The 6708-nt window shown below is 44.9% G+C and carries 4 protein-coding genes and 1 tRNA gene; 2 read left to right on the top strand and 3 right to left on the bottom strand.

The window, feature by feature from the left end:
- Window positions 1–85: 85 nt before the first annotated feature.
- Window positions 86–160, top strand: a tRNA-Arg gene (locus AVL57_RS04910).
- 41 nt (window positions 161–201) lie between these two features.
- On the opposite strand, the gene AVL57_RS04905 is transcribed toward AVL57_RS04910, so the two are convergent.
- Window positions 202–1278 (bottom strand): transporter substrate-binding domain-containing protein, encoded by a 1077-nt coding sequence (locus AVL57_RS04905; protein ID WP_057793404.1) that lies wholly within the window; start codon window positions 1276–1278, stop codon window positions 202–204.
- 305 nt (window positions 1279–1583) lie between these two features.
- Here AVL57_RS04905 and smrA point away from each other — a divergent pair, with 305 nt between their 5' ends.
- On the top strand, window positions 1584–2174 hold the full coding sequence (gene smrA / locus AVL57_RS04900) for a DNA endonuclease SmrA (protein ID WP_057793406.1): 591 nt from the start codon (window positions 1584–1586) through the stop codon (window positions 2172–2174).
- Window positions 2175–2265: 91 nt separating this feature from the next.
- Here the strand turns inward: smrA and AVL57_RS21285 are convergent, their stop codons facing one another.
- Both AVL57_RS21285 and purL read right to left on the bottom strand, forming a co-directional pair.
- A complete protein-coding gene (locus AVL57_RS21285; RefSeq protein WP_013785166.1) occupies window positions 2266–2406 on the bottom strand; it encodes a hypothetical protein in 141 nt (46 codons plus the stop codon).
- 235 nt (window positions 2407–2641) lie between these two features.
- On the bottom strand, window positions 2642–6541 hold the full coding sequence (gene purL / locus AVL57_RS04895; RefSeq protein ID WP_061093576.1) for a phosphoribosylformylglycinamidine synthase: 3900 nt from the start codon (window positions 6539–6541) through the stop codon (window positions 2642–2644).
- Between the last annotated feature and the right edge of the window lie 167 nt (window positions 6542–6708).

The raw sequence follows: 6708 nt of genomic DNA, 5'->3' as shown, positions 1-6708 counted from the left end.
ACCATGAAACCTTCGGCACCTCATTGATTAATCAAAAGGTTTCGTATTTGATGGAACTACGTATAATAAGATCTCACTACGTTAGGTCCCCATAGTTTAATGGATAAAACAAGGCCCTCCTAAGGCTTAGATGTTGGTTCGATTCCAGCTGGGGACGCCACTACGCTTAACCGCAATCACGGAATGTATTCCTATTTGGTGCTATTTCCCAAGATAATTATCCAATATCTCTTGCCACTCGTCCGTCTCTATTACTCTGAGTAACGCGGTATTAAATTTTTCTCTTTGTGCACTGTTTTCTGGTAGTGCAATAGCATAATCCTGACGCTCAATGACTTCGGGTAAAATAAGAATACTGTCACCAAAGTTGTTTTTAGTTAAGTACTGTAAAATGGGCTTATCGTAAACTAATGCATCTAGCTTACCTGATGCCAATTGCGACAAACCTTCTTCAACGCTTTCAAGCCGCTTAAATCCGATATTTTCTTTTTGTAAAAATGCGCTACTTGCAGAGTTAGCCAAGGTGCCGACCCGCACATTAGGTAAGTCCTCAAGCCCTTTAACACTTGAAGATAGCTGACTTACGGTAAGGCTTGTAGCAATGGCTGCGGTAAAGCTACTGATTAAAATGATGGCTGCGAACATCCAAATGAAGCCGATTACCCTCCCCCCAAAGGTAACAGGGGCCTTATCGCCATACCCTACTGTGGTCATTGTCACCGCCGCCCACCAAAAGCTGGCGCCAAGACCTTGTTGCGTTGAGCCGCCAAACATCTCGGCGTTGCGCTTTCTTTCAAACAGCCACAATAAAGCCCCTACCGCCAGTAGCAACCCGCACAAAGCTGATAGTGCAACTAAAAATTCCCAGCTGAAAAAACCTTTAACGGCTGACATCCACCGATTTCCTTCGCTAGGCACGGCGATAGCTAATCCCGTAGTATAAAAAGGGTGCGTAAAATCAATGACCGATTCTCGTTGCGCATTGACGGTAAGCGCAGCAACAGACGCATCAAAACGACCGTTTTCTACTCCCGCCACCAACTCAACCAAAGACGCTTCGGTCAACGCATAATCGGTAGCCGTTAATTCTGCAATTCGCTCCCAAAGCGCAATACTTATACCTTCAAAAGAACCATCTTCGTTTTTGATGACAAACGGCGGTGCGACCTTCGTAGCAATAACCTGTTTTATTTCATTATCATTGGTTTGCGCAATACTTGGCATGGTGACACTTAAGCAAAACACTAAGATAGTGATTATTCGACGCATTTTTTTCATGCTTGTCCCTGTGATTTGTTTACATTTAAACTGTATTTACGCCACTTTCATTAATAGTAAGCCATCGTCAAATTAGCTACGTATAAGATTCAGTCGTCAATAATTAAAAAACCATCTCGACTTCGGCTTTTTAAATGATGCTACTTTTAGGATAAACCCATGGTATACGAGAGTAGAATATTCAACAAACAGCCCCATATTGATTCTTAGTAAAACAGTGCTTATTTAGGTCAACGTTGAAAAGTAGTATTGGCGTAGCGAATACATGCATGAAAAAAAAGCTTCGCTGAGTGTGGGAGAAAACTATGACTGATTTTGAAAAAAATGATGATTTACATTCGTTCTTTGCTGAGATGCAAGATGTAAAACCCATTAAGCCTTCAAATAAAGCGTTATTGCATGATACAGAGAGTGCGATAGCTGAAAAAAAGAGGCGAGCTGCAAGTCAACGCAGTGAAAGGGAAAAGCTGAAAAGCCCGCTAAGTCTAGATGGGGTAACACCTGTAAAGCCTGACGATTTCATTTTATTCCAACAACCAGGTATTCAAGATGGTGTGTTTAAAAAATTACGCATGGGTAAATATCCATTAGAAGAAACCCTTTCTCTAAGCGGTATGACGATTGAGCAAAGTAGAGATGCACTATACAAAGCGATAACCGACTCACACAAACGCGGTGTGAGGGCATTATTGATTAAGCACGGCAAGGGTGAAGAGAGTAAACCTTTTCCTGCTTATAAGAAAAGTTTCGTTAATCACTGGTTGCTTGAATTAGAAGAGGTCATTGCTTACCACACGGCGCAGCCTGTGCACGGCGGATTTGCAGCTACATATGTGTTATTGAAGAAACACCCAGATCAGAAATTGATCAACAGAGAGAAAAATAGGAAAGGCTAATAACGCAAGATTTATAAAATGAATTGGTAAAGCTGAGTGATTAACGCCAGTATCTGACGACAGATACTGGCGTTAGAATTTCACTTTCAGACTACTTAACTGAAGACTGCACAACTAGCGTTGAAGTAACGTCGGCAGATTTAGCTGAACTGCTGAAAACAGCAGTAACAAACATCAGCACAACCGCTATGGCTACTCCGGTTAAGCCAAACCCTTTTGATGAACGATTCATTCGTCGTCTCTTGTTATCAACACCAACAATATTTTTTGTTGGTACAACCCTTAAAACAAACTCCTGTAACCTGTCTGCAATCCCTGCATTGCACTACAATAGATCAGTGACTTATCGAAGACAAGCCCTCAGTACAATTTTTTGACACTTTGCCAATCTATTGACACGCTTTACGCTCATTTAAGTAAAAAGTAGAGATAAGAACATCTTACCTCTACTAAGCTTAAGCGCGTTTTTATCCTACAAAACGACGGGCATTTCTAAAGATACGCATCCACGCACCATCTTCTTGCCAATCGTCTGGACGCCATGAGTTTGCCACCGCTCTGAACACGCGCTCAGGGTGCGGCATCATTATGGTGCTTCGTCCATCACTAGAGGTTAGCCCAGTGATACCTTCAGGCGAACCATTCGGGTTGGCTGGGTATTGCATAGTAGGTTGGCCGTAGTTATCAACATAACGAAGTGCCACTTGCGATGCTACAGACGAAAGCGCGCTGTCGCTTGCAAACTCTGCTTGCCCTTCACCGTGTGATACAGCAATTGGCATGCGCGAACCGGCCATGTCTTGCAACAACACAGAGGCAGATTTAGTCACTTCTACCATGGCTACACGGGCTTCGAAACGTGCCGATTGGTTAGCAACAAAGTGCGGCCAATGTTCAGTACCAGGAATAAGTGACTTCAAGTTAGACAGCATTTGGCAGCCGTTACAAACCCCTAGACTAAAGGTACTGTTACGGTCGAAGAAGGCAGCGAATTGATCCCGTGCAAGCTCGTTGAACAAGATTGATTTCGCCCACCCTTCACCGGCTCCAAGTACATCACCGTAAGAAAAACCACCACAAGCAGCTAAACCGGCGAAGTCATCAAGAGTGACTTTACCGGCTAAGATATCGCTCATGTGTACATCAACAGCGTTAAAACCAGCGCGGTTAAATGCAGCAGCCATTTCAAGGTGCGAGTTTACGCCTTGTTCACGCAAAATGGCGACTTTAGGCTGCACACCTTTCGCGATATATGGCGCAGCAATATCTTCATTTACGTCGTACGTAAGCGCAGCATGTAGGCCAGGATCGGCGGCATCTTGCTTAGCGGCATGTTCTTGTTCAGCACATACAGGGTTATCGCGAAGCTTTTGCATCGCCAAGGTGGTTTGTGCCCACGTAGTTCGCATGGCTACGCGACTATCGTTCAGCACGGCCACATTGTCACGGGTAAACTCGATAGTATCAGAGGTATTTAACGTACCGATGTAATGACTAACATCCGTTAAATCGAAAGACGCGAGTACCGCATTAACCTTCTCTATGTCTTTGTCTAACACTTGAAGTACGCCACCAAGCTCTTCGTTAAACAACACAGATAGGTCTGAACTCGCTTCTGAACCTGAAATGCCGTCTAGCGCAACACTTACACCGGTTTTACCGGCAAAGGCCATTTCAGCTACCGTGGTGAATAGTCCACCATCAGAACGGTCGTGGTAAGCCACTACCAATTGTTTCTCTATTAGCGTTTGTACCGCATTGAAGAAGGCTTTCAAACGTTGCGCACAAACCACATCTGCAGGTGCATCACCTAGTTGCTCGTAAACTTGTGAAAGACAACTCGCGCCAAGGCGGTTCTTACCTTCACCTAAATCGATGAGTAATAGTTGGCTGTCACCCTTATCGGTGCGAAGCTCTGGTGTGACCGTTTTACGAATATCTTTTACTGCACCGAAAGCAGAAATCACTAATGATAACGGTGATGTTACCGCTTTATCTTCGCCTTCCTCTTGCCATGCAGTTTTCATCGACATTGAGTCTTTGCCTACCGGAATGGTTAATCCCAATTCAGGACAAAGCTCTTCACCCACGGCCTTTACCGCTTCATACAACCCAGCGTCTTCACCAGGGTGACCTGCCGCTGCCATCCAGTTTGCTGAAAGCTTAATACGGGTTAAATCGCCAATGTTCGCTGCGGCAATATTGGTTAACGCTTCACCTACGGCTAAACGCGCTGACGCACCATGAGATAACAAGGCAACGGGGGTTCTTTCACCCATCGCCATGGCTTCACCGTGGTAAGTATCAAAAGCAGTGGCGGTAACCGCCACATCGGCTACAGGTACTTGCCAAGGGCCAACCATTTGGTCTCGGTTAACCAAGCCTGTTACCGAGCGATCGCCAATAGTAATAAGGAAAGTTTTTTCCGCCACAGTAGGTAGCGACAATATACGTGTTGCCGCATCGGCCAATGTAATGTCGCTTTCATTAAAGCTAGTGGTTTCTAATGGTTTACTTGTCACATCGCGATGCATTTTAGGCGGTTTGCCAAGCAACACATCTAGGGGCATGTCTATAGGCTGGTTATCGAATTGGCTGTCGTTTACATTCAATTCTTGTTCAGCAGTGGCTTCCCCTACTACAGCGTAAGGTGCGCGTTCACGGGCGCAAATCGCCTCAAACACCGGCATGTTTTCTGGTGCTACTGACATCACGTAACGTTCTTGTGATTCGTTACACCATAATTCTAGTGGTGTCATACCTGGTTCGTCAGACAATACATTACGCAGTTCAAACTTACCGCCACGTCCGCCATCGTTAACTAATTCAGGCAGCGCGTTTGATAAACCACCCGCGCCCACATCGTGAATAAACTGGATAGGATTGTTATCACCTAACTGCCAGCACGCATCAATAACTTCTTGGCAACGACGCTCCATTTCTGGGTTTTCACGCTGTACCGAAGCAAAGTCTAAATCTTCATTTGACTGACCCGATGCCATGGAAGAGGCTGCGCCCCCACCAAGACCGATATTCATGGCTGGGCCGCCAAGCACGATAAGTTTGGCACCTACAGTAATTTCGCCTTTTTCAATATGTTCACGGCGAATATTACCTAAGCCACCAGCAAGCATAATAGGCTTGTGGTAACCACGTACTTCAACGCCATTAAAGCTATTCACTTCTTGCTCGTAGGTACGGAAATAACCAAGCAAATTCGGACGACCAAATTCATTGTTAAATGCAGCGCCACCTAGTGGGCCATCTAGCATAATATCTAACGCGCTCACGATACGTTGTGGTTTACCGTAGTCTTTTTCCCACGGCTGTTCTAATCCTGGAATACGTAAGTTAGACACACTAAAACCACCCAAACCTGCTTTTGGCTTAGAACCACGTCCGGTAGCACCTTCATCACGAATTTCACCACCTGAGCCTGTTGCCGCACCTGGGAAAGGTGAAATAGCGGTTGGGTGGTTATGGGTTTCTACCTTCATCAGAATATCGATATTCTCATGATGGTATTCATATTGATGCGTTTGTGGGTTCGGGAAGAAACGCCCTGCTTCCCATCCAGACATAACAGCAGCGTTGTCTTTATAGGCCGAATAAACATGATCGGGTAACACTTCAAATGTGTTCTTGATCATTTTGAACAAGGATTTTTCTTGCTCTTGACCGTCGATTGTCCAACTGGCGTTGAAAATCTTATGGCGGCAATGTTCAGAGTTCGCTTGTGCAAACATGTAAAGCTCTACGTCGGTAGGATTACGCGCCAAACGCGTAAAGCTTTCGAATAAATACTCTATTTCATCATCAGCCAGTGCTAAACCAAGTTGAATATTGGCATCCACAAGCGCTTGCTTGCCATCTTCGAGTATCGCTACTGATGTAAAGGTTTTCGCCTTGGTATGTGCAAACAATACTTCTGCCGCTGCGGTATTAGGAAAAACAGTTTCAGTCATGCGATCATGCAAGTGGGCAGCAACAAGACTATAGTCAGCATCGCTGAGCGGTTGTTCTGCTTCTATATAAAAAGCACAGCCTCGCTCTATACGATTAATCGTGTTCAGACTACAATTGTTTGCGATATCAGTTGCTTTGGTAGACCAAGGAGAGATGGTACCTGGTCGGGGTGTTACCACGAAGAGATTGCCAGTTGGCGTTTGGGTTTGTCGGGCAGGCCCGTAGGTAAGCAGCTTTTTAAGTATTTCTAATTGCTGCTGCGAGAGTTCACCTTCTGAATCGATAAGGTGAATATATTCGCTATATAGGTTTTTCACCTTAATGCCGGATTGACCCAGCTTTGCAATCAGTTTAGTTTGGTGAAACTCTGATAGTGCGGGAGCGCCTCGAAGGACCAACATATTGCTTTACCTGGTTGTTCAGAAACAACGACCATCAATGGGACGCGTTGCCTCTGTAATTGATGAATATTTCGGCGCGGATTATAGAGGATTTATACTCTATTGGTAACCTTCAACATAGGCTATGTTGCAGTTTTTTTTCCCAAGACCCAATTTACAACAATAAG

It is taken from the genome of Alteromonas stellipolaris (assembly GCF_001562115.1).
Lineage (GTDB): Bacteria > Pseudomonadota > Gammaproteobacteria > Enterobacterales > Alteromonadaceae > Alteromonas > Alteromonas stellipolaris.
The sequence above is the reverse complement of the archived record's forward strand: the minus strand, read 5'-3'. Positions and strand labels throughout refer to the sequence as shown.

Excerpts from the sequence above, each read along its gene's own strand:
- AVL57_RS04905 (WP_057793404.1), bottom strand. The coding sequence starts at position 1,278 with ATGAAAAAAATGCGTCGAATAATCACTATCTTAGTGTTTTGCTTAAGT.
- smrA (WP_057793406.1), top strand. The coding sequence starts at position 1,584 with ATGACTGATTTTGAAAAAAATGATGATTTACATTCGTTCTTTGCTGAG.
- AVL57_RS21285 (WP_013785166.1), bottom strand. The coding sequence starts at position 2,406 with ATGAATCGTTCATCAAAAGGGTTTGGCTTAACCGGAGTAGCCATAGCG.
- purL (WP_061093576.1), bottom strand. The coding sequence starts at position 6,541 with ATGTTGGTCCTTCGAGGCGCTCCCGCACTATCAGAGTTTCACCAAACT.